The organism is Paenibacillus rhizosphaerae, assembly GCF_014192015.1.
GTDB classification, from domain to species: domain Bacteria; phylum Bacillota; class Bacilli; order Paenibacillales; family Paenibacillaceae; genus Paenibacillus_AQ; species Paenibacillus_AQ rhizosphaerae.
Genome location: NZ_JACHXJ010000002.1, coordinates 1,055,402 through 1,079,286, shown reverse-complemented (window position 1 = coordinate 1,079,286; position 23,885 = coordinate 1,055,402). Strand labels below are relative to the sequence as shown.

Here is a 23,885-nt window from a genome sequence, read left to right as displayed (position 1 = left end):
ACCTCTCATTTGGAATGAGACCGCTGTGTGGTGGAGCAGCCCTGCGGATCTTTTTTATGCGATCGGAATGATAAGTTTTTTATTTTCATCCCCGTAATTTCACATACCCCCGGTTCAATCTTCATAACTTGAATTGTGCCATTCTGTTATTCAGGTCCTTTCTTTCGTCTCTTCCGGATTTGACACAAAGGGGGTAATCATATTCCTCTAATCGTTAGAGCAACTTTCAATGCTACGGGAGCGATCACGTTTACCGGGAATACCCTCGGGCTCAGCCGATCGGATACGACAGGCGTTCCGGGAACGCTCGACAGTATTGGCGCGTTTGCGACGACTAACACAAGTTCTGTTTTTGGAAGCTATCCGGCAGGAACGACGAACGCTTTTCAGAGCAACAGATCCTCGGCCATCCTGACCCTCCCATCTGGCAGTACGGTCTTGTATGCCGAGCTCGTCTGGGGCGGGTCCTATATCATTTCCGGGAGCATTAACCTCAGCAGCTTTATCAATAATCCGGTCACGTTCATTACCCCTGCAGGAGCCAATACGGTCACGCCGGATTCCGCTACCGCCAATTCGATAGATTTTGGGAACGGAGTCACGGCATATGTTCGGTCAGCCAACGTGACATCACTGGTTCAGCAAGGAGGTGCGGGAACTTATACGACCGGCGGCGTTGTGGGAACCATCGTCATAGCGAACGATCCTACAGGAAATCATGCCGGATGGACACTGGGCGTCATTTACCAGAATCCCTCCCTCCCCTTCCGGAACATGTCGATCCGTGCGGGCGCCGTCCTGGTTCAGGCCAACTCCGACCCGGTTACGACGACACTGACGGGATTTGCTACCCCGGTTTCTGGTGCGCTCGGTGGCAGAGCGCTGTTCAGCGCCCAGGAAGGCGATGCCAACCGGACCGGTGACCAGGCATTGTTCGGTCCGACATCCAACACGGCTTCCGCGCTGTCAGGTCCTAACAACTTTGCCAACAACTTTTTTGCTTCCCAGATCAACAACGATGCCGGCCAATTGAATACGACCGGGACGTTCGGGACTCGCAATCAGACCAACGGAGCGCCCGGAAACAATATCATCGGGGGCCGTCAAGGCTGGGATATTACGAATGTCGACGTCTCCTCCCGGCTTGTTAACAATCAGTCTTCGGCGGTACTGATCCTCACCACCTCAGGAGATGCCTATGCGGTCAATGCGAATGCGATTCAGGTGGACATCAATGCCCCGACCATCACTGTAGCCAAGAGCTCCAGTACGACAACAGCCGTTGTCGGCGATGTCATCACGTATACCGTAACGGTAAGCAATACAGGCACCGCCAATGCCAACAGCGTGGTCCTTTCGGATGTGCTGCCGGCGGGTCTAAGCTTTGTCAGCGGCAGCGTAACGGTTGGGGGCATCCCCCGCCCGACCTACGATATTGTTGCAGGAGCACCGCTAGGAACATTGAACTTTGGTACTTCAGCAACAGTCACATATCGAGCAACGGTAACGGCACAGTCATCCTCCAACCAGTTAGTCAACACAGCGAACGCCTCCTTCTCTTTCCAGAGCGTCGCCGGCGGGTCGACGATTACCGGCGTAATCCCATCGAATGCGGTCACGGTTACCGTCGTGTCGCCGGCCCTTACGCTGACCAAAAGCTCCAACCGGACCAATGCGACGGTAGGCTCAACCGTCACATACACCATTTTGGTGGCCAATTCCGGAAATATCGCAGCGAACGTTACGCTCGCCGACAACATCCCGACAGGCAGCTCTTTCGTTACCGGGACGTTCACGGTTAACGGAACCGTCATTGCGGGAGCGAATCCGGCGGCAGGCGTCGCGATCGGCAGTATTGGAGCGGGATCATCATCGACGGTAACATTTCGGGTACAGGTGAACTCACTGCCCTCTCCACCGCAGTTTGTCGACCAGGCGGTGGCTGCCTACACGTTCACGCCTTCCGCAGGAAGAACGATATCGGGTTCCGCATCCTCCAACACACTCACGCTCCCCGTAACCCTGCCGAGTATTACGGTTACGAAGAGCGCTAACTTCTCAGATATCGCTGTAGGCGAGACGTTAACCTATACGTCTGTAGTCACTAATAACGGTACAGAAGCCGTGACGAATGCCGTATTCACAGATGCAATTCCTTCCGGTGCCGCCTTCGTTCCCGGCAGTGTAACCATTGGCGGCACAACGGTGCCGTCGGCCAATCCTGCCAGCGGTGTGACCCTGGGAATCCTCGCAGCAGGAAGCTCCGTTACGGTGACTTTTCAGGTGGCCGTTCAATCTGTTCCTGCATCCGGGTCCTTATCAAACCAATCGACCGTGTCGTACAGCTCGGGTGCTTTTCAAGGGACGTCGGTGTCGAACACGTTGACGACCCTCGTCTATCAACCGGTCATCACGGTTGCCAAGAGCGCCTCGACCTCGAGCGCTACGGTCGGCGACACCGTTACGTACTCGCTTTTGGTCCGGAACAGCGGGAACCGGGCAGCCCAGGTTACACTCACCGATAACATTCCTTCAGGAACGAGCTTCGTAGCAAACTCGGTTACGGTTGGAGGAACAGCTGTGCCGGGAGCCACTCCAACCGGAGGAATTAACGCAGGGACCGTCGCAGCCGGGGGCTCCGTTACCGTCACCTTCCAGGTGATGCTGAACTCGCTCCCTTCTCCGCCTTCGCTTATCAATACGGCGGCGGCAAGTTATACCTACCGGCTGCCAAGCGGGCGCAGCCTGTCAGGATCGGCAGCGTCAAACACCCTGACGATTCCGGCCTCAGCGCCAAACGTGACGGTGGTCAAGAGCGCCAGCACGTCGGCAGCCACCGTATCGGATGTCATTACTTACACCATCACAGCGACCAACAACGGTACCGGACCATTGAGCAATGTAATCATATCCGATCCGATACCCGAGGGGACATCGCTGATCAGCGGGAGCGTGACAGTAGGCGGCACCCCGGTTCCCAGCGGAAATCCCGCGAGCGGTGTGTCCGTCGGATCTTTGGGGGCAGGGGCTTCTGCGGTCGTAACGTTCCAAGTCCGCGTTAATTCCCTGGCCGGTACAGGGCAGCTGAGCAACCGGGCCAGCGTTGCGTTTACGTCCGGTACTTTTGGCGGAACCTCTCTGTCCAATACGTTGGTTATCCCCGTCTTCTTGGCGGCCATCAACATCGTTAAATCGGCCAGTACGCTAAACGCCACGGTCGGAGACACGTTTGCCTATCAGTTTCAAGTGAGCAATACCGGTAACACGGCTGCAGCGGTCACGCTGACCGATAACATTCCGCCCGGCTCTGTATTTATTGAAAACAGCGTGCTCATCAACGGTAATCCCATTCCAGGAGCTAGCCCCTTGACCGGGATTCCTCTGGGTTCTCTGGCGGCAAATACTGCGGTAACGGTCAGCTTTGTTGTTACGGTTACTTCCCTGCCCGCTTCAAGACAGCTTACAGATCAGGCGGCGGCATCCTTTACCTATACATTACCGGGCGGCAGGCAAGTTACGGGATCTGCTGTGTCCAATACAGTCACGATTCCTGTTGCGCTCCCGAACGTTAGCGTCGTCAAGACCGCTTCGAGGGCGAATGTTGTCGCAGGGGACATCCTGACTTTTTCAAGCACGGTCACGAATAATGGAGCGTCAAATGTCAACAGCGTCAACCTGATCGACAACATCCCTTCAAACGCTTCGTTTATTCCTCAAAGCGTAATTGTTAACGGTACCTCGCGCCCGTCAGCAGTTCCGTCCGAGGGTATTTCAATCGGTACCCTGACCCCTGGTTCTGCGGCTACCGTAACTTTTGAGGTGAGGATAACCATGCCGATTCCATCGCAAATCAACAACCAGTCAACTGTAAGCTTTACATCTGGCACGTTCTCAGGAACCGCGTCTTCGAACATTACGACGACGCCTGTCATTCAACCGGAAATCGCAGTAACCAAAAGTGCCAATACGAGCAATGCCACCGTCGGTGATTCCGTTACTTACACAGTAACGGTCAGTAATAGCGGAAACCTCGGAGCAGCCGTTACGCTGACAGATACGATTCCGGCTTCAACTACGTTTTCTCCCAACAGCGTCATCGTAAACGGCTTTCCAATACCAGGTGCATCCCCGGCAGCCGGTATCGATCTAGGGACACTCGCTCCCGGGGCAAGCACGGTCGTGACCTTTGTCGTGGTGATCAACTCGCTGCCTAGTCCGCAATTCATCACGAACCAAGCGACCGCCGCTTTCACGTATACGCCGCCTGATGGCCGGACGCTGACCGGCTCGGCATCATCCAACACCGTTACGATTCCCGTATCCGCGCCGAACGTGAGCGTGGTCAAAACGACGACCACGACTTCGACGACCGTCGGGGATACCATCGTCTATTCCGTGGCGGTCACCAATCAAGGGATCGCAACGATCAATAACGTCCAGTTTACCGACAGTATTCCGGAGGGCACGTCATTCGTGACCGGCAGTGTGACGATTAATGGTGCGCCTGCTCCCACGGCGAATCCATCCGCCGGCATCGCGCTCGGCCCGATCGACCCCGGCATCACCGTCACGGTGAATTTCAGCATCACCGTAAATTCCGTGCCCGGTAACGGGGACATAAGCAATCTAGCAACCGTTACGTTTACGTCAGGAGCATTCTCGGGCCTTGCCAACTCGAATAGTGTGACCACTCCGGTATTCAACGCCGTGCCAACGGTGGCCAAGACGGCAAGTACCGCAAACGCCACAGTCGGCGATACCGTTACGTATACGTTCTCGATCGGAAACGCGGGAAATTATCCCGCTCAAATCACGTTAACGGACAATATCCCGTCAGGGACCATTTTCGTCGCGAATAGTGTTCTGGTTAACGGGACGCCGATTCCGGGGGCAAGTCCTGACACCGGCATACCTGCTGGCGTCGTCAATCCGGGACAGACGGCGACAGCCGTATTTTCGGTTAATATTACTTCGCTGCCATCCCCGCAGCAGCTCGTAAACCAAGGCACCGTTTCAGGCACTTTCATTCTTCCGGACGGCCGGTCCTTTACCCGGACGGCTGTATCCAATATATTGATCATCCCAGTATCCGCTCCCAACGTCGCAGTCGTCAAAAGCACGCCGTCAACCGCGCTGACGGTCGGCGATACGGCGACTTACACGACCACAATCACGAACAACGGAATCGAAACCGTCAGCAGCGTCCTGTTCACCGACCCGATCCCGCCAGGCGCCGCCTTAGTGCCCGGTTCCGTCACGGTCGACGGTGTACCCCGGCCTGCAGCCAATCCAGCCACAGGCATCATCATCGGTACGATTGCCCCGGGGGCTACGGTTACCGTGTCCTTTAACATCACCGTGACCTCCCTGCCAACGCCTGCGCAGCTCGCAAATACGTCTTCGGTCAGCTTTACGTCGGGTACCTTCTCCGGGGTCACCTTCTCCAATACCGTGACTACCCCGGTATTTGAGCCGATTTTCACCGCGCAGAAAACCGCCAACACGGCCAATGCAACCGTCGGCGATACGGTCGTATTTACCGTTAGCATGAACAATGCAGGCAATTTCGGCGCGGCCGTCACCTTAACGGATACACTTCCTGCCGGAACGACTTTTGTGCCAAACAGCGTAATTCTCAACGGCCAACCGATGCCGGGAGCCGATCCGGCCGCGGGAATTCCCCTTGGCGTTGTCGTCACAGGTGCCGTCGTCACGTTCTCAGCAGTCATAGATGCGGTACCGCCAACCCAACAGCTGACCAATCAAGCGACTGCAGCCTTTACCTTCACGCTGCCGGATTCCCGGGCCATCAACGGTTCATTTGCCTCCAATACACTGTCGATTCCGGTATCCGCGCCAAATGTCGCTGTCGTCAAAACTTCCGGTGCTGCTGAAGCTTCGGTGGGCACGGTGGTTCCTTATACCGTCACAGTGACCAACAATGGTATTGAAAATGTCACCAATGCGGTCTTCTCGGACGTGATCGCCGCAGGGAGCCAGTTTGTACCGGGCAGCGTAACGGTTAACGGAACTTCCCAGCCGTCTGCCAATCCGGCGGCCGGCATTCAGCTGGGTACGATCGCCCCTGGTGCCGTGGTAACCGTGACGTTTAACGTAACCGTCCTATCCATCCCTGACGACGGAAACCTGACCAACCAATCGTCCGTAACGTTTAACTCCGGCGCATTCACCGGCACCGCGTTCTCCAACATAACGACCGTTCCTGTCTATCAGGCCATTATCAACGCCAACAAAACGGCCGATACGACAAACGCGACGGTTGGAGATACGATCGTCTATACGGTAACGCTGACGAATACAGGCAACATCGCGGCGACAGGAATACTAATCGACCCTGTTCCTACCGGAGCCGTATTTGTTCCCAACAGCATACAGGTTAACGGTGTTCCGCTGCCCGGTGCGGACCCCTCAACCGGGTTCTCCATCGGCACGATCAATCCTGGCCAGACCGTCCATGTGACCGTAACTATGGAAGTGACCGTAGATACCCTGCCGAACCCGCAGCAGCTCGTGAACCAGGCAACCGTGAACTTCTCCTTTACGCGTCCGGACGGCGTGGTCGTTACCGGAACTTCCCTATCCAACGTGCTGACCATTCCGGTTTCGTCACCTGACGTTTCCGTCGTCAAAAGCACGCCTTCCATTGACGCGGTCGTCGGAGACATTATTACGTACACCATTGCCGTCACTAATAACGGAATCGAAGCCGTCAGCAGCGTCGTGCTTGTTGACCCGGTACCGACAGGCTCGGTGTTTGTCCCGGGCAGTGTTACGGTCGCCGGAACGCCTAGACCGACCGCCAATCCGAATACCGGCATTACAGTCGGCACCATCGGGGCAGGAGACACTGTGATCGTGACATTCCAGGTACAGGTGACAACTCTATGAAGTCCGGGCTGACATCTGACTTTATTTTAAAAAATCAAACCATGGTCCGCTTTAGCGTTGGTGAAACCGAGTCGGTCGCTTACTCCAATACGGTCGATACCCCATGGATCGGCCCATTGCTGAAGTTCAGCAAGTTTGTCCAAAATAGCGTCGTATCGCTGAATCAAATGGTGACCTACAGCTTTTCAATACGCAATGATGGCAATCGCGAAGCCGGCTTGATATTGTACGATCCGCTGCCAGCCGGGCTGTCGTTTATTCCGAACAGTGTCTTGAAAAACGGCGCCCCCGTCCCGGGGGCTCAACCCGGTACAGGTATCGATCTCGGCATGCTGGGGCCCAATGCTTCGGTGTATGTAGTTTTTCAGGCTATCGTGGTGGCGATCCCCCCATCGCTGCAAATCACCAATGAAGGACGGGCTGAATATGCGTTCCAATCCCTGGGCGGAAGAACCGTCCGCGGCTCCATCGCCTCCAATCCGGTGACGCTGTCTGTACTACCCTCTTCCGTGTCGCTCATCGCCGAGGTCAGCACCTTCCAGACGTTTATCGGGGATACACTGATCTACGAACTGCTGGTGATGAATCAAGGGAGTGTACCGCTATCCAATGCGGTGATCTTCATTACGCTCCCACCGGGATTAACTTTCGTACAGGGCAGTGTCGTCATCAATGACGTCCTGTACCCGGACGTGCAGCCCGAAAATGGTATTCCCGTCGGGACGATCGCTCCCGGTGCTTCCATCCGTATCAGGGTCAGCTTAAGAGTTGGTACGGTGGAAACCGGTTCTTTGCTCATCCAAAGCTACATGAAGTACTACATTGACGGGATTGAGTATAAGGCCTTGGCCAATGAGCTTCAAGTCAACGTAATCGACCCTGACGTCATTCTCATCAAGAAGGCAAACAGAATACAGGCAACCATCGGCTGTGTTATCGGCTACGAATGTACGGTGCAAAATTCCAGCAGCCATGCGGTAGATGCAACGCTCCAAGATGCATTTCCCCAGGGCTTATCCCTGGTTCCACGCAGCGTCCGGTTAAATGGTCAGAACATGGAAGGAACACCATTGATGGATGGCCTTTTTCTGGGTACCCTTTCTCCGGGGCAACGGGTAAGCGTTACTTATGATGCAAGGGTTGAACCGTTTATACCGTCTGCTGCCCCGCTGCGAGTTCCGAACGAAGCAGCCGTATCTTACGCCTTCCACCTTCCCGACGGCCGGACCGTCCGCCAGCGCACCTCACCCGAAACGGCCATGGTTGAACTGCTGGCCCCCAGCCTGACCGCAGCGGCTCAGGCAGCCCATTACGTATTGGAGCCCGGGGATGAACTGCTGGTTACCGTTAAACTGTATAACAGCGGAAGCTTAGGCGCGTCCGTGGTTCTCATCGGCTGGATACCGGATCCCGGCCTTTTACAGGCGGGCACCGTGATCGTAAACGGTAAAGCGGTTCATCCTTCCCAGGATGTCCTATTGGGCGCCGTGGACCCTGGCGGTTCGCTGACATTCAGGTATACAGCCAAGGTTCCCGACCCGGTGGACGGACAGCTTGAGGAAATTAACGGATACTTTCTGTTCCGGACCTTAGCGGAAGTCGACGGATGCGTTTATGAAAAGGAATGGGTATCCGAGACGATCAGCATTGCCGTCAACACAGAAGATGAATAAAGCGCAGACCCGTGCAGGCAGCCAATCAGAAGACGCCAAATGAATGAAACGATCCATATGCAAAAAAACAGCGAATGCCGATCCTATCGATCGCATTCGCTGTTTTTGTTGTTCATTCATTTTCGAGGCTTTGACCGTTCATGCCAAGCGGCTGCTTATCCCCGGAACTGCTTCAAAAATTGCACCGCTTTGGAAATATCCGCTTCCGGATCTTCCCCGACCTCGCGCTCGATGGTCAGGTATCCTTGATAGCCGATATCTTTCAGCGCCTGCAAGTAGCTCTGCCAGTTCACGCTGCCTTCGCCCAGCGGCACTTCGCGGAAATACTGCCCTTCCCCCGGAACAAAGGTATTGTTCTCGTTGGCCGGCGGCTCAAAGCCGAGTGTCTCATAGATGTAATAGGCAGGTACTTCTTTTAAGCGGATACCGTCTTTGGCGTGGGTATGTACGATGTAATCCTTCAGGTTGTACACCCCTTCTGCCGGATCATCGCCGGTTACCATGACCATGTTTGCCGGGTCAAAGTTGACGGATACGCCTTTCGAGCCAAGCCCGTCGAGGAAATCCTTCAGTCGTGCGGAAGGCTCCGGACCCGTTTCAATCGCAAAGAAGGCGTTCATGCTGGTGGCATAAGAAGCCAGTTCCTCGCATGCATCATGCATCGTCTGGTAGATTTCGCTGCTCTTGTCTTCCGGCACAAGTCCGATATGCGTCGTCACGACGCTGGTTCCGAGCTCTACCGCCAGATCGAGAATTCGCTTGGACTTCTCGATTTTCTCCGCATTAACCGTCTTATCCTGGAATCCGTATCCGCCGAGGTCGCCCACCAGCGCCGAAATTTCCAATCCCAGGGACTCGATATAGCTTTTCAGTTCCTTGCGCTGCGCCGCAGACAGGTTAGCCGGGTCCATTTCGCCGCTCACGGCATAGATCTGCACGCCGTCCGCTCTTACCTTCTTCGCCTTGGCCAGCCCTTCCCGGACCCCGACCCGGAAGCTGTCGACGATGACGCCGATTTTATTGTTCATTCCAGTCACCTCTCCCTTGTATATGCTGAATCATTTAAAAGATTGGCTGCTTTGATTTTCGGCTTAAACCTCGTTCCAGAAACGCTTGACGTTCTCCAAGCCGATTTTGGTTCCCTGAAAGCTGTCTTCCATTCCTTCAAACTCGATCGAGAAGTAACCGTCAAAACCGGATTCTTTGATGATTCGAATCGATTCGCGCAGGTTGATGTCTCCGTGTCCCGCAATGGCGCCTCTCAGGAAATTCCCGCTGGCGGTGCGGAACCACCCGTCACCCGGATTAAGGGCGGCAGGCCGGAGGTAAAAGTCCTTGATGTGCACCATCGAAGCATAGGGAATGTTATTCTTAACGGCGGCCACCGGATCCTCATCCGCGCACATGAAATTGCCCACGTCCAGCGTCGTCCGGAAGTTCGGCCGGTCCACGGCTTGAACCAGCGTCTGTACGCGGTCGCTTGCCTGGATATAATAGCCGTGGTTTTCTACGCTTGTCGTAATGCCATACTGCGCCGCATAATCGGCAATTTCGCGGCATGCCTCCGCCAGACGTCCAACCTCCTGGTTAAACTGTTTGATAGACGTGTCTTGGCGGCTGGCTACGTCATGGCGCATCAGCTTCACGCCGAGGCGTGCCGCGATGTCTACTTCCCCTTTGACGCGTTCGATTTCCTTGCGGTAAGCCTCCTCGGTGTCCACAGCGAAGTTGGCGCCGATCGCATAGTTGGATACGTCGATTCCGACTTCCTTCGCCTTGGCCACGATCTGATCCACCAGCTCCGGATTCCCGGTCAAGGTGTATCCGATCGGAACGATTTCCACGTGCTCTCCGCCCATTTCGGCGATTTTCTCGATCGCGCCCAGAACCGTGATTTCACCCGATTGAATCGGACGGTACAGGCTGTATGTGCTTACTCCGATTTTCATAGCTGAATTTCGACTCCCTTCTCAGAGGATTCGTAAATCCCGTTCAGAATCTTCATCATTTCCACGCCGTCGTCGACTGTGGCGATCGGCTCCGTGCCGTTTTTAATATTTTCGATGAAATGATTGATTTCGTTCTGGAATGCGGCCGCAAAGTTAAAGCCTTTGTTGTCCACCTGCGGCTGGATGTTCAGGATTGTATCGTTTTTCTCCGTGACGATGACCAGAGCCGGATCGATTTCGAAGCCGCCGTTCGTGCCAAACAGCTTGATCGCTGCTTCATCCTGCTTCGCATGCAGGGAAAAGCTGACGTCCACGAGCAGCGATGCTCCGTTCTCAAAACGGATCAGGGCGTTCGCCATATCTTCCACGGTGTTTTTGCTGGCGTCATAGTCGGCCGCTTTGTAAAAAGAATAGTTCTTCACGTGGCTGCGGTTCCCCAGCTTGTGATATACGTTGCCGGATACCGATTTTACCTTCGGCTTGCCCATCATATACCAGCATAGGTCGATCGCATGCACGCCAATGTCGATCAGCGGCCCGCCGCCGGAACGCTCCTTGTCGGCGAACCAGCCGCCCGGATTGCCCACGCGGCGCAGAAGCGAAGCTTTGGCGTAGTACAGCTCACCGATTTCGCCGCTCTCCATAAAGCTCTGCAGCACGGCGACGTTCGGGTCAAAACGGCGCACGTAGCCCACTTGGAACACCTTTCCGCCGGCATGCGCAGCTTCCTGGATCTGAAGCGCTTCCTCAACCGTTCTGCACAGCGGCTTTTCCACCAGGACATGCTTGCCCGCTTTGGCTGCCGCTATGCTGATTTCGGCATGCTGGTTGTTCCATGTGCAGATACTCACGGCATCGATCTCCGGATCAGCCAGCAGTTCATGATAGTCGGTATATGTTTTCTGAGCTCCGTATTTCTGGGCAGCGGCCTTGGCTCTTTCCCCGTTCAAGTCACAGATCGCGACGATCTCCGCCTCCGGATTGTTTTGATACGAGTTCAAATGGGATTCCGAAATGGACCCTGCTCCGATTACAGCTACTCTTACTTTATCCATGCGTTTTCAACTCTCCTTTTGGTTCTCGCATTTGGCTTCCAAATGTAGATTGAACCCGGTCTGCGCGTGAATACCACCCATAAAAAGGCAAGCACGATCAGGCGGTCACGGTGCAAAAAAATGAGTTCAACCTGTATATAATGAATTATAATAAGAACAGGCAGAACTGCCATGAAGAGCTATGCTAATAATTTATCTTATTGTGCGATTTTGAGGTGACTTGGATGGATAGACCCCTTGCTCTGCTGGAGCCGATGGATATGCCCGACCGTTTTTTTCCGATGAAGATCCATTATTGTACCGCCAAGGAATACGGGAAAACGCTGTTTACCCATCATTGGCACAATCATATGGAGTTTCTGTATTTCACCAAAGGCTCCGCGCTCATCGAGCTGAACTCGGTTCCTTATGAAGTTCAAGCGGGTGAGATGGTGGTCGTGAACAGCAACGACCTGCATTACGGGGTGTGCCTGTCCGATGATTTGGTCTATTATGCGATGATCGTCGATATCAAGCTGCTGCAGAGCCAGACGCCGGACGCCGTCGAAACGAAGTTTATTACGCCGATTACGCAGAACCAGATTATGTTCGCAAGCAAAATTTCCGGTGATCCGGAAATCACCGAGTGCGCCACGTCCCTGATCCGGGAAATGGACGAACGGGAACTCGGCTATGAGCTGTCGATCAAATCCTATTTGTATCGTCTGCTCGCCATACTGCTGCGCCGCTACGGCAAAGATACGCTTTCTCCGGAAGAAAGTCTGTACAGGCTGAAAAATTTAGAGCGGTTTACCCCTATTTTTCAATATATTGAGGAGCACTACCAAGAAGAACTGTCCGTCGATCTGCTGGCCGGGCTGGCCGGGCTCAGCCGTTTTCATTTCAGCCGCCTGTTCAAGGAGCTTACGGCGCGGACGGTGACCGAATATGTCAATACGCTTAGGATCAACAAATCCGAATACCTGCTGCGCAACTCCAGAATGAACATTTCGGAGATCGCCCTGTCTTCCGGTTTTAAGGACATCTATTATTTCAGCCGGGCCTTCAAAAAATACAAGCATGTATCCCCCTCGGAGCTCCGGAAGAGCTTCAGCGTATAGAAAGCACCGGTTTCATGAACGGTTCTTCTGTTCGGATAAAGCAGGAAAAGGTGCGTCAAATCTGGGAATTTCGACCGAAAAAATATCGACAAAAAGGGCCGGCTAAGTGATAATAGACATGTTAAGCAGAATATATAAACATAAAGCATTCTGCCAAATGCAGGAGGAGGAAATCACAGTTGGATCCACATTCACCAGACCCGTATCAAAATTTTCAGCCGCAGCCGCCAATGACGCCGCCCAAGACGAACGGCAAAGCCATTGCCTCAATGGTGCTCGGCATCCTAAGCGTAATGATCTTGTACATAGGATTTATCCTGGGGATTCTGGCAATCATTTTTGCCGCCCTTTCTTTTAAGGAACTCAAACGGGGGTATGAACAAGGAAAAGGCATGGCGATTGCCGGACTGGTGTGCGGCATTATCGGCGTGCTCCTATGGGGCCTGATTCTGCTCTTCGTCGTGCTCGCGGTCGCGTTCTTTGGATCGGATATCGACTCGTCCACTTTGTATGACGTGATGTCCACCGTACCAAGAGTGAAAACGGCATAATCCCGTCCAAACGGGTACAAAAAAGGAATGAGGCATCCCGCAGCCCATTCCTTTTTTCTGTATTAAAATTGGTACGGTTTCTGTGCAGCAGGACGTTCCATGACAATGATCTGCCTTCCTCAGCCAGCTGATTCATGACAATCCCTTCGTTTCCGCCACCGCATTGGCGGACATAAGCTTTAATTTGCGGATCATCTCATCGGTCTCCTCGGAGGTCAGGCCGCTGGAAATGATCTCCGTCCACGCCTTCAGCTTCGACTTGATAAACTTCCGCTTCTCCAGCCCTTTTTCGGTCAGGGTCACCAAATACGCCCGGCTGTCCTGCGGATCCCGCGTCCGCTTGACATAACCGAGCTCCTCCAGCCTGCTGATCGCGCGGGCCGTCGCCGCCTTGTTGATAAACAGGTTGGCCGACAGCTTCTCCTGCGATACCCCGTCCTCGATATACAAGTTGACCAGGAAAATATACTCCGACGAATTAATGTCATGCTCCTTCAATTCCCGGTTCAAATAGATTTGAAACTGGCGGTGCAGCACCGATATCCACCTGGAAACACTGCCTGTCTCCTCCAATACTCTTCACCTCGAAATAATTGTTTACTAATCAACTACATATGCTGAATTATACCTGGATTTACCGGCTTGGTCAATAAACCCGAAGCAATATAAAAAAAAGCCTGGAACTTCTGCGAGTTCCAGGCTCCAGCCTGAGGGGCCTACTCTGTGATGATGCCGTATACCAAGGTTGGGGCTTCAGCATGATCGGAGATCCGGATATTGTCGTAAATCTTGCCGATCACGTCGTCCACGTTTTCGCGGTTCGCATGGATCGTGACGAGCGACTCACCCTTCTTCACGGAATCCCCGATCTTCTTGTTCAGCATCAGGCCAACGGCCAGATCGATCTCGGATTCCTTCGTCGCACGGCCGGCACCCAGCCACATGGCTGCCGTTCCGATCTCGTCGGCGACGATCTCGGCGACCACGCCGTCTTCCTTCGCCGGTACTTCGATCTGGAACTTGGCCTGCGGAAGATTCTCCGGATGGTCGACGACATCCGGGTTGCCGCCCTGGTTCTTGATGAACTCCTTGAATTTCTCCAGCGCTTTGCCGTTCTGGATGACTTCCTTCAGCTTCTCTTCGGCTTCTTCCAGAGAGCTGGCTTTGTTCGCCAGGAACACCATTTGGCGGCCCAAGGCGAGGCAGAGCTCTTCGAGGTCCTTCGGCCCTTTGCCCTGCAGCGTATCAATGGCTTCCTTTACTTCCAGCGCATTGCCGATCGCGAAGCCCAGTGGCTGGCTCATGTCGGAGATCACGGCCATCGTCTTGCGGCCGACGTTGTTGCCAATGCTGACCATCGCGTGAGCCAGTTCCTTGGCGTCGTCGACCGTTTTCATGAAAGCGCCGGCGCCCGTCTTCACGTCGAGCACGATGGCGTCTGAGCCTGCGGCTATTTTTTTGCTCATGATCGAGGAAGCGATCAGCGGGATCGAGTTGACCGTGCCGGTCACGTCGCGCAGCGCGTACAGCTTCTTGTCGGCCGGCGTCAGGTTGCCGGTCTGCCCGATCACGGCGATTTTGTCTTGGTTCACCAGGCGCACGAATTCTTCGCGGTCGATCTCCACGTGGAAGCCTTCAATCGCCTCCAGCTTGTCGATCGTGCCGCCGGTATGGCCCAAGCCGCGGCCCGACATTTTGGCCACCGGAATGTCCAGTGCCGCCACGAGCGGTGCCAGCACCAGCGTCGTCGTATCGCCCACACCGCCGGTGGAGTGTTTGTCGACCTTGACGCCTTCGATGGCGGACAGGTCAATCGTGTCGCCGGAGTTCACCATAGACATAGTGAGATCGGCGCGCTCGCGCTGCGTCATGTTCTGGAAAAATACGGCCATGGCCCATGCGCTCATTTGGTAATCGGGAATATCGCCTTTGGTATATCCCTCAATAATGAAATTAATCTCTTCCGTGGACAGCTCGCCACCGTCCCGTTTTTTCTCAATCAAGTCAACCATTCTCATCGGATGTCTGCCTCGCTTTCCATGGGTTTGTTAGTCTGTGAATGGGATGAAAGAATGCTGCGATTACAGTCCGATCGCCGTTTCCAAAGCCACTTCCATCATGTCGTTAAACGTGGTTTGGCGCTCCTCGGCACTCGTTTCTTCACCCGTCAGGAGGTGGTCGCTAACGGTCAGCAGGGTCAATGCATTGACGCCAAACTTGGCAGCGAGCGTATACAGGGCTGTCGTTTCCATCTCAACCGCCAGGACGCCGTGCTCCATCAGCTTCTCGACGATCGATTTATCGTCGCGGTAGAAGATGTCGGAGCTGAATACGTTGCCCACATGCAGCTTCAAGCCCTTCTCGATCCCTTTATCGTAAGCGGATTTCAGGAGGTTGAAGCTGGCGATCGGCGAAAAATCGTATCCTCCGAATTGATGGCGGTTGGCGCCGGAATCGGTGCAGGAAGCCTGCGCAAGGATGACGTCACGCACATGCACATGCTCCTGCATGCTGCCGCAGGTGCCAACGCGCATCATATTTTTGACGCCGTACTCGCGGATCAGTTCATTGACGTAAATGCTGATCGACGGAATTCCCATGCCGGTTCCCTGCACGGAAATGCGCTGCCCTTTGTACGTGCCTGTAAAACCGAGCATGCCTCTCACTTCGTTGTAGCATTGCACATCCTGCAAATACGTTTCCGCGATGAATTTGGCGCGCAGCGGATCCCCCGGTAAAAGGATCGTTTCTGCAATTTCTCCTGCCTTGGCTCCAATATGAGTGCTCATTTCTTTTCCTCCCCATAGGTCATGGATTCATGTATATTGTAATATCGTGCTACTTCAGGTCTCCCAGGAAGCTGGTTCCGTATTTCGGCATCGGGACGCCAAAGTTCTCGGCCACGGTCGCCCCGAGATCGGCAAACGTCTTCCGCAGCGGAAGCTCACTGCCACCATTGGCGAAGCGCGGCGAGTACACCAGCAGCGGCACGTATTCACGCGTATGATCGGTGCCGCGGTATGTCGGATCGTTGCCGTGATCGGCTGTGATGATCAGAAGATCGTCATCCGTCATTTTGGCAAACATTTCAGGCAGACGCGCATCGTATTCTTCCAGGGCTTGCCCGTATCCTTGCGGGTCGCGGCGGTGGCCGTACAGCGCATCAAAGTCTACCAGGTTCAGGAAGCTGAGTCCTGTAAAGTTCTCGTCCATGACACCGATGATCTTGTCCATGCCGTCCATGTTGGACGTGGTGCGGATCGCCTTGGTCACGCCTTCCCCGTCGTAAATGTCGGAAATTTTGCCGATCGCGATGACGTCGAAATTCGCATCCTTCAGCTCGTTCATCACGGTACGGTCAAACGGCTTCAGCGCATAGTCGTGGCGGTTGGCGGTACGCTTGAAGGATCCGGGCTCGCCCACGAACGGACGGGCAATGATCCGGCCCAGCATGTAAGGATCGTCCAACGTAATTTCCCGGCAGAACTCGCAAATTTCATAGAGTTCTTTCAACGGAACGATCTCTTCGTGAGCCGCGATTTGAAGCACGGAATCGGCGGAGGTGTAGATGATGAGCGCTCCCGTCTTCATATGTTCTTCCCCGAGCTCGTCGATAATTTCAGTGCCGCTCGCCGGCTTGTTGCCGATGACTTTGCGGCCAGTCTTCTCTTCGATCCGCTGAATCAATTCGTCAGGGAAGCCATCCGGGAACACCCGGAACGGCGTGTCGATGTACAGCCCCATGATCTCCCAGTGGCCGGTCATCGTGTCTTTTCCCGCGGATTTTTCCTGCATTTTTGTATAATACGCAAGCGGCTTGTCCGCTTTGGCAATCCCTTCGATTTCACGAATGTTGGACAAGCCGAGCTTGCCCATATTCGGCATGTTCAGGCCGCCGCGCTCACGGGCAATATGCCCGAAGGTATCGACGTCAAAGTCGTCGAACTGGGCGGCATCCGGCGCTTCGCCGATCCCCACGGAGTCCATAACAATCAGGTGGATACGTTTAAAGTTTGGCATAAATTACAATCACTCCTTCATCCTAGAGTATACATGATGCAGGGCTTTTACAGAAACAATCCGGCGATGGTCGCGGACAGGACGCTGACCAGCGTTGCCCCGTACAGCAGCTTCAAGCCGAAACGTGCGACGACGTTACCCTGCTTCTCATGGAGGCCTTTAACCGCGCCGGCGATAATGCCGATGGACGAGAAGTTCGCAAAGGAAACGAGGAACACGGACACGATGCCCGTGGTGCGTGCGGACAATGCGGTATGCTTGCCGAGTTCCAGCATGGCAACAAACTCGTTGGACACCATTTTGGTGGCCATGATACTTCCCGCTTCCACCGCTTCCTTCCATGGAACACCCATAACAAAGGCAAACGGAGCAAAGATATAGCCCAGCAGTTCCTGGAACGAAATACCGAAGATGCCGTCAAAGATGCCGTTGATCAGGGCGATCAGGGCGACGAAACCGATCAGCATTGCCGCAACCGTAATGGCGACCTTGAAGCCGTCCATAATGTATTCGCCCAGCATCTCGAAGAAGGACTGCTTCTCTTCTTCCTGGACGACAAGTTCATCTTCTTCCTTGGTGACCTTGTACGGATTCAAAATCGAGGCGATAATAAACCCGCCGAACAGGTTCAGCACCAGCGCGGTAACCACGTATTTCGGGTCGATCATCGTCATGTAGGCACCGACGATCGACATCGACACGGTGGACATGGCCGAGGCGCACAGCGTATACAGCCGGTGCTTCGGCAGAAGACCGATCTGCTTTTTCACGGAGATGAACACTTCGGACTGTCCCAGGATCGCGGAAGCGACCGCGTTATACGACTCCAGCTTGCCCATGCCGTTCACCTTGCTCAGCACGAGGCCGATGTACCGGATGATAAAAGGCAGGATGCGAAAATACTGCAGGATGCCGATCAGTGCCGAAATGAATATGATCGGCAGCAGTACGCCGAGGAAAAACGGCGCTTGTCCTTCGTTGGCGATGCCGCCGAACACGAAGTTGACCCCTTCGCCCGCATAAACCAGCAGCTTTTCGAAAATGCCGGAAAAGCCTTTGATCAGCACGGTACCGACCACAGTGTTAAGCAGAACGTACCCCAGAATAACCTGGAGAATGATCATGATCACCAGCGGACGGTAGCGGATCTTCCGCTTGTCGTTGCTGGCCACGAAAGACAGGGCGAAAACAACAAGTAACCCTAGTACCGCAATCAAATATTTCATAGCTGTCTCCCCAGTTGAAATTTTTATGAAACCAAATCTATTAAGCGCTTACAGGCTTGGTATGAATAGAAAACGGAAGCTTCCCGCCCGGTTTACAATATTCCGATGTGTACCGCTTCCGTTATTTCATGCTGGACTTCATGCAGCGCCGTCTCTCTTCCTTTTTAATAGGAAGCTGAAGATTGGCCGCCCTCCATAATTTTTACGCCTGAGCTTGCACCGATACGGGTTGCGCCCGCTTCGATCATTTTGTTCATATCTTCGAGACTGCGTACGCCGCCGGATGCTTTGACGCCGATATTCGGACCTACCGTTTGGCGCATCAAGCGAACGTCTTCCGGAGTAGCCCCGCCTGTGGAGAAGCCCGTCGAAGTTTTTACGAAATCGGCACCCGCCTTAACCGACAAACGGCTAGCGCGTTCCTTCTCTTCGTCCGTCAGCAGGCATGTTTCAATAATGACCTTGACTAGAGCTTTGCCGGCAGCCGCATCAACGACCGCTTTAATGTCTGCTTCCACGAGATCGTCCTCGCCGTCCTTCAGCGCGCCGATATTGATGACCATGTCGACTTCCGTCGCGCCGCCAGCGATCGCATCCTTCGCTTCAAACGCTTTGACGGCCGAAGTTGTGGCCCCCAGAGGAAATCCGATAACGGTACATACCTTTACTTTGGAATCCTTCAGCTGTTCTGCAGCGAATTTGACCCAAGTCGGATTTACGCATACCGATGCGAATTCATACTTCTTCGCTTCTTCAATCAGTTTGCTGATCTCGGCCCGGGTGGCATCTGCCTTAAGCAGGGTATGATCGATCATTCCCGCCAAATTTGTCATTCTGATCCACTCCTTGATTCATGATGGGTTATTCTTTTATTTATCCAATTCCTAGAAATTGAAAAGCTTTTCTTTCAAGCTGCACGACTATCATAACACCGGCCTGAACATATGTAAATATATCGTGAAATTATGTTCACAATTCGTTCTCCTCACTCGGTAATGTGCGCAAAAAAAATCCGCCCTATGTAATCCGGACGGAATTCACAAAAGCAAACCATATGAAATAGATGATTTCTAAGAGATCAGCGCCTGTGCCGTAAACTGATCTGTAATCAAAATGTTCGCGTATTTGCCGGCGAGCGCCGCCTGAATGGCCTCCACTTTACGTTCTCCCCCGGCAACCAGAATGGACTTTTCCTTTTTTCGAAGCTCGTGAAGGTCGATCCCGACCGTCCGGTTATTGATCTCCTCACTGCAAATCTCGCCCGTTTCATCAAAAAAACGTGAACAGATATCTCCGGCACCGGACTTTTTCAGCAGATCCTGCTCCTGCTCGTTAAAATATCCCAGCCTGAAGAGCAGTGCGTCTTCCTTAACCGTACCGACCGTGAACACGGCAATGTTCGCCTGTTTGCCAAGCTCGATGATGCGGCTGATATGCCGGTCTTCTTCCACGATCCGTTTCAGCTCGATGTTGTCGAAGATGACCGGGAGCGGCAGGTATCTCGCTACGGTCTGAAAAGCCTCCGCAAACAGGTTCACCGTCTCCGCCGCATAAGTGTTGACGTGGGAATGGCTGACGCCGCCCTTCAGCTGCACGACTTCCACGCCTTTTACCTGCTTGGGCGCAAGCTGAAGCGCGACCGCATGCATTGTGGTCCCCCAAGTAACCCCGATAATATCTTTGTCCTGGACAATCTCGTGAAGAAATTCGGCTGCCTTTTTACTGATATGCTTTTTGATTTCTTCGTACTGGTTTAACGGGGAATAACAGACCTGTACCGTATCCAAGCCGTATTTGCGCTTCAGTTTCCGGCCCAGTACGTTTAAATCCTCGCCAGGGTCGACAATTTCGATCCGTACGTATCCTTGTTCCTTGGCATGCTGAAGCAGTCTCGATACCGTCGGCCTGGAAACGCCCAGCCGCTCGGCGATATCCTGCTGGCTGTAATCGGACTGGTAATACAGTCTGGCTGCCTCAATTGCTAATCTTTGTCTTTCAATGTCCATCGTCTTCAGCTCACTTGTCCCGCTCTCGCATGATTTGGCTTGCACTGATTCTATTATACCTCTTGTTCCCGAAAGCCCAAACCCTTTTGTCGATTCATCGGTTTTTGAGGCATCCATTTTTAACCCCAAGGTTTATTTAAGCGGCTTAACATGCTATAATTCAGTTCGCATTAGTAACGCGCAGTGTCACAGTTTATTTTGGACCCACTTCCCATTTACATACTCTTGAAACGACAGGAGCTGGTTTGGCATGGCCCTACTTTGTTTAGAAAGCGAGTGTACCATGAACACATACTCCCCTTACTATACATTTGACCGTAAAGACTGGAAGGCGGCACAAGAAGACTCGCCACTTCCACTGACGGAAGAGGAATTTGAGCGTCTCAAAGGCTTGAACGAGAAAATTTCGCTGCAGGAAGTGCGTGACATATATCTTCCGCTGACCCGCCTCATCCATTTGTATGTAAGTGCTTTCCAGCAGCTTCAAGAAAAGATGAACACATTCACCGGCATCCGAGCTCCCAAGTCGCCTTATATTATCGGGATCGCCGGCAGCGTAGCCGTAGGCAAAAGCACGACCGCACGCCTGCTGCAGACGTTGCTGTCCAGATGGCAGGAGCATCCGCGCGTGGATCTGGTTACGACGGACGGTTTTTTGTACCCGAACCGCGTCTTAGAGGAAAAAGGCATCATGAATAAAAAGGGCTTTCCGGAGAGCTACGACATCAAAAAGCTGATGCAGTTTATCAGTAGCGTCAAATCCGGTCAGCCTGCGCTGAAGGCCCCGGTCTATTCGCACCTGGCCTATGATATTCTAGCGGACGAGGAGCAGCTGATCGACCAGCCGGACATCCTCATTCTGGAAGGTATTAACGTCCTTCAGGTCAATACGGAGGCGCCGGTCTTTATCAGCGACTTCTTTGATTTCTCGATCTACATCGACGCCGAGGAGCAGGATATCCGCAGCTGGTATATCGAGCGTTACCAACTGCTGCGCGATACCGCCTTCCAAGATCCAAGGTCCTACTTCCACAAATTTGCCGGTCTCTCCGAAGAGGAAGCGGTGCAGAATGCGTCGGAAATCTGGAGAACGATCAATCTGAAAAATTTACTGGAGAACATTCTGCCTACGAAGGCGCGTGCCAAGCTGATCTTAAAAAAAGGGCCGGATCATCTGATCCAGCAGGTGTTACTCCGTAAATAACCAGCGGCGAAGCGGATGCGGCAGCCACCAATTGACATGCCCCATCAGCTTCATTAACGCTGGAACGAGCATAAAGCGGATCAGCGTCGCGTCGATCAGGATCGCCGCAGCGATACCGAATCCGAGCTGCCTGACTCCTTCCACGTCCCCTGCGGTAAACGGCAAAGTGACGGCGATCATGATGGCTGCCGCTGAGGTGATCACTTTCCCCGTGGAGGAGAGTCCCGCAGCTATCGCCTTTTCCGCATTTCCCGTGCGATGGTACACCTCGGTCATTCGGGACAGAAGGAAAACGCCGTAATCCATACTGACCCCGAACACCAACCCGAAGATAAAGACCGGGATCATGACAGCGATGCTGCCTGATCCGGCTCCCAGCATCCCTTCTTGAAAAAAGTACACCAGCACGCCGAACGACGCGGTAAGGCTGAGCATGTTCATCAGCAGTGCTTTAAGCGGAATGATGATCGAACGAAAACCTGCGAACAGCACGGCAAAATTGGTTATAGCCATCCAGAGAAGCACCGAAGGAATCCTGGCCTTGATTTCATCGCTCACTTCCTGCCTGTACTTGGCCTCTCCCCCAAGCAATATCCGAATATTCCTCTCATTCTGTCCCTGAATTTCCCATTTTTCCAGCCATGCCTCGGTCTGCTTGGCATCCATGCCTGGCTGAAGCGTCACTGACATCAGCAGCGTACCCTCACGAACGAGCGGTTGGCTCGTATTCTGCGGCAGCTGCTGGAGCATTTTAGAGCTTAACGGGACCCCAGGCTGATCATTAAGCGTTGGGATATAGGAAAAAATGGAGTCGACCTGAAGCACATCCCGGTCCATCTTCAACCTCTGCCACAGCCCGTAAGCTGCCCTCCATTCCTCTGCAGATAAGGTATATCCGCGTCCCAGCACCACAAGCGGGATTACCGATGTAAAGGGGGCGTTGAAACGGAAATCCACCAGCTCCGCACCGAGCCGCGACGGATAGCTTGACGGCAGGGAGGATGCATCAGGAACGGAGGTCTGCAGGTAGCGAATCGGCAGGATGCTGGTCAGCAGAAGCGCCGCGGAAACCAGCATCATCCGGACAGGCCGCCGCATGACGTAGCGGGTCCACCGCTGCATCAATCCGGGCCTGGTATCTGCTGCTACTGCGGAATTCCGCCGAATCGGGATCACGGGTGAACATAGCGTTAAAAAGGCCGGCACAAGTGTTAAGTTCACCAGGGCCGATACAAAAACGACGACCATTGCACCGATGGCGACCGACCGGAACATCGGCATCCGGATGAAAGTAATGGCGATCAATCCCAGGATCACACAGGCGGCCGAATAGATCACAGCCCTGCCCGCCTGCCTAAGGGTGACGGACAGCGCCAGCTCTAAGCGGCCGCTTGACGCTCCCCACTCCTCACGGAAGCGGCTGACCAGAATCAGCCCAAAATCGATGCCGAGCGCCAGGCCGACCATGGGAATGACGTTCAGCACAAAATTGGACAGTTCCAGCTGCAAGCCGCTCCCAAGCCAATAAAGGATGCCCATCGAAACGCCCACGGCCGTACACCCTGCAGCGATCGGGATTAGGGCATAGATCCACCCGCCAAACGCGTAGAACAGGATCAGAAAAGCCAGCGGCAGACCGATCAGCTCCGCTCTTTTCAAATCATGCATACTCGCCCGGTTGACATCGTCCTGTACGACAGGTTTGCCGGTCAGCGTGATTTTCACACCAGGCCATTCGGGCAAGGCTGTCCGAATGGCGTCAAGCACCGTCCCGGCAGTCTGATCCCGGGTGTTCAAGCCCAAAAGGGCATAGGCAGCTTGGTTGTCCATCATCCGCTCATGATCCAGCGGCGAAATGACGGTCAGGTTGCCGTCCATCCGCCGGAGCTGCTCCAATACCGCCCGGATTCCCGCTTCAAACATAACACGGGACGCTCCGGGTTCCCGCTGGAAGACGATAACGGCCGGATCACGGGGGATATGGTATACTTCCGACAGGATCCGCTCGACCTGTGTGGAAGTCCCCTCCGTACGCAGCCCATGATCCTTCAAGAGGGAAGGCAGTGATATCGCGGCCGAACCGCAGATGACGAGCAGCGCAGTCCAGCATGCCAGCACCCACGCAGGATATCGGAGAACAAGTCCGGTTATAAAACGGTAAATCACCCGATTCCCTCCTCCTGTCGGCATGC

General features: G+C 54.0%; 16 protein-coding genes. 5 read left to right on the top strand and 11 right to left on the bottom strand.

From position 1 onward, the window contains the following. Positions 1-438 precede the first annotated feature (438 nt). On the top strand, positions 439-6,909 hold the full coding sequence (locus FHS19_RS13520; RefSeq protein ID WP_246426562.1) for a CLIPPER-2 domain-containing protein: 6,471 nt from the start codon (positions 439-441) through the stop codon (positions 6,907-6,909). After that, positions 6,906-8,582 carry a DUF11 domain-containing protein gene (locus FHS19_RS13515; RefSeq protein ID WP_183582306.1) on the top strand — a complete coding sequence of 559 codons (1,677 nt, stop codon included), beginning with the start codon at positions 6,906-6,908 and terminating at the stop codon, positions 8,580-8,582. Before FHS19_RS13520 ends, FHS19_RS13515 begins: the two co-directional genes overlap by 4 nt. Before the next feature lie 155 nt (positions 8,583-8,737). Here FHS19_RS13515 and FHS19_RS13510 read toward each other — a convergent pair whose 3' ends face one another. The 3 genes from FHS19_RS13510 to FHS19_RS13500 form a co-directional block, all read right to left on the bottom strand. After that, on the bottom strand, positions 8,738-9,610 hold the full coding sequence (locus tag FHS19_RS13510; RefSeq protein ID WP_183582305.1) for a sugar phosphate isomerase/epimerase family protein: 873 nt from the start codon (positions 9,608-9,610) through the stop codon (positions 8,738-8,740). Positions 9,611-9,673: 63 nt separating this feature from the next. Further along, on the bottom strand, positions 9,674-10,531 hold the full coding sequence (locus FHS19_RS13505; RefSeq protein WP_076171703.1) for a sugar phosphate isomerase/epimerase family protein: 858 nt from the start codon (positions 10,529-10,531) through the stop codon (positions 9,674-9,676). After that, entirely contained in the window at positions 10,528-11,586 is a 1,059-nt protein-coding gene (locus FHS19_RS13500; protein ID WP_183582304.1) for a Gfo/Idh/MocA family protein, read from the bottom strand. The genes FHS19_RS13505 and FHS19_RS13500 overlap by 4 nt, the downstream gene beginning before the upstream one ends. A gap of 224 nt (positions 11,587-11,810) precedes the next feature. On the opposite strand from FHS19_RS13500, the gene FHS19_RS13495 reads away from it, so the two are divergent. Together FHS19_RS13495 and FHS19_RS13490 are read left to right on the top strand one after the other, a co-directional pair. Next, positions 11,811-12,686 (top strand): AraC family transcriptional regulator, encoded by an 876-nt coding sequence (locus FHS19_RS13495; protein ID WP_076171697.1) that lies wholly within the window; start codon positions 11,811-11,813, stop codon positions 12,684-12,686. Between the two features lie 230 nt (positions 12,687-12,916). Next, the gene (locus FHS19_RS13490; protein WP_076171824.1) at positions 12,917-13,237 is read left to right on the top strand and encodes a DUF4190 domain-containing protein; all 321 of its coding nucleotides are present in this window, start codon (positions 12,917-12,919) and stop codon (positions 13,235-13,237) included. A 132-nt stretch (positions 13,238-13,369) separates the two neighbouring features. Here the strand turns inward: FHS19_RS13490 and FHS19_RS13485 are convergent, their stop codons facing one another. The 7 genes from FHS19_RS13485 to deoR all read right to left on the bottom strand — a co-directional run bounded on the left by FHS19_RS13485 (position 13,370) and on the right by deoR (position 20,489). Then, positions 13,370-13,810 carry a MarR family winged helix-turn-helix transcriptional regulator gene (locus tag FHS19_RS13485; protein ID WP_183582303.1) on the bottom strand — a complete coding sequence of 147 codons (441 nt, stop codon included), beginning with the start codon at positions 13,808-13,810 and terminating at the stop codon, positions 13,370-13,372. A 143-nt stretch (positions 13,811-13,953) separates the two neighbouring features. Then, a complete protein-coding gene (locus FHS19_RS13480; protein ID WP_183582302.1) occupies positions 13,954-15,255 on the bottom strand; it encodes a pyrimidine-nucleoside phosphorylase in 1,302 nt (433 codons plus the stop codon). 63 nt (positions 15,256-15,318) lie between these two features. After that, the gene (deoD, locus tag FHS19_RS13475) at positions 15,319-16,026 is read right to left on the bottom strand and encodes a purine-nucleoside phosphorylase (RefSeq protein ID WP_183582301.1); all 708 of its coding nucleotides are present in this window, start codon (positions 16,024-16,026) and stop codon (positions 15,319-15,321) included. A 49-nt stretch (positions 16,027-16,075) separates the two neighbouring features. Further along, the gene (gene deoB / locus FHS19_RS13470; RefSeq protein ID WP_183582300.1) at positions 16,076-17,257 is read right to left on the bottom strand and encodes a phosphopentomutase; all 1,182 of its coding nucleotides are present in this window, start codon (positions 17,255-17,257) and stop codon (positions 16,076-16,078) included. A gap of 47 nt (positions 17,258-17,304) precedes the next feature. Beyond that, the gene (locus tag FHS19_RS13465) at positions 17,305-18,483 is read right to left on the bottom strand and encodes a NupC/NupG family nucleoside CNT transporter (RefSeq protein ID WP_183582299.1); all 1,179 of its coding nucleotides are present in this window, start codon (positions 18,481-18,483) and stop codon (positions 17,305-17,307) included. A 164-nt stretch (positions 18,484-18,647) separates the two neighbouring features. Beyond that, positions 18,648-19,316 (bottom strand): deoxyribose-phosphate aldolase, encoded by a 669-nt coding sequence (gene deoC, locus FHS19_RS13460; protein WP_183582298.1) that lies wholly within the window; start codon positions 19,314-19,316, stop codon positions 18,648-18,650. Positions 19,317-19,553: 237 nt separating this feature from the next. Then, the gene (gene deoR, locus FHS19_RS13455; protein ID WP_183582953.1) at positions 19,554-20,489 is read right to left on the bottom strand and encodes a DNA-binding transcriptional repressor DeoR; all 936 of its coding nucleotides are present in this window, start codon (positions 20,487-20,489) and stop codon (positions 19,554-19,556) included. Between the two features lie 283 nt (positions 20,490-20,772). On the opposite strand from deoR, the gene coaA reads away from it, so the two are divergent. Continuing rightward, positions 20,773-21,693, top strand: a complete 921-nt coding sequence (gene coaA / locus FHS19_RS13450) for a type I pantothenate kinase (protein ID WP_183582297.1) — start codon at positions 20,773-20,775, stop codon at positions 21,691-21,693. Here coaA and FHS19_RS13445 read toward each other — a convergent pair. Further along, entirely contained in the window at positions 21,679-23,859 is a 2,181-nt protein-coding gene (locus FHS19_RS13445) for an MMPL family transporter (protein ID WP_221223915.1), read from the bottom strand. The two genes, coaA and FHS19_RS13445, sit on opposite strands and share 15 nt — an antisense overlap. Positions 23,860-23,885: the final 26 nt, after the last annotated feature.